The 859-nt window shown below is 57.4% G+C and carries 1 pseudogene (running past one end of the window); it reads left to right on the forward strand.

From position 1 onward, the window contains the following. Positions 1-725, forward strand: a pseudogene (locus Q2B33_RS14910) (phosphoribosylformylglycinamidine synthase) (it extends 3115 nt beyond the left edge of the window). Positions 726-859 lie beyond the last annotated feature (134 nt).

The raw sequence follows: 859 nt of genomic DNA on the forward strand, positions 1-859 counted from the left end.
CCGGGGCGGACGTGGTCACGAAGGTGTTCCGGAACCTGAGCGCCCAGGACATCCGGGAATCCGTGGACGAATTTGAAAAGGCCATCTCCCAGGCCCAGATCATCATGTTCCCCGGAGGCTTCTCCGCGGGGGACGAGCCGGACGGCAGCGCCAAGTTCTTTGCTACGGCTTTCCAGAACGAGAAGCTGAAGGAGGCGGTGACAGATTTGCTGCAGAAGAGGGACGGCCTGGCACTGGGCATCTGCAACGGCTTCCAGGCGCTGGTCAAGCTGGGGCTTATGCCTTACGGCGAGATTGTGGGCCAGAGGACGGATTCGCCCACGCTGACCTTCAACACGATTAACAGGCATATCTCCAAGATGGTGTATACCAAGGTGGTGTCCAATAAATCGCCTTGGCTCCAGGGCGCTGAGCTTGGCGGCGTGTACTGCAATCCGGCCTCCCACGGCGAGGGCAGGTTCGTTGCGCCGAAGGAATGGATAGACAGGCTCTTCGCGGAGGGCCAGGTGGCTACCCAGTACTGCGACCAGGCGGGGAATGTGTCCATGGACGAGAAGTACAATATCAATGGCTCCTACGCGGCCATCGAGGGAATCACCTCCCCGGACGGGCGGTGCCTGGGCAAGATGGCACATTCCGAGAGGCGGGACAGCGCTGTGGCCATGAATATCTATGGAAATCAAGATATACGCATTTTCGAGTCGGGAGTGTCGTATTTCGGATAATGAAAAAGACCGGCATTGATGGCAGAGGCTTGTCAATGCACTCCGTGAGCAAACAGATGGCGCATTAGGAATCCGCAGGTATACTGCATAACGCTGAATACTGCCTAATGTAATCATGCGCTTGAACCGGTCAG

It is taken from the genome of uncultured Acetatifactor sp., from assembly GCF_948601915.1.
Taxonomy (GTDB): Bacteria; Bacillota; Clostridia; order Lachnospirales; family Lachnospiraceae; genus Acetatifactor.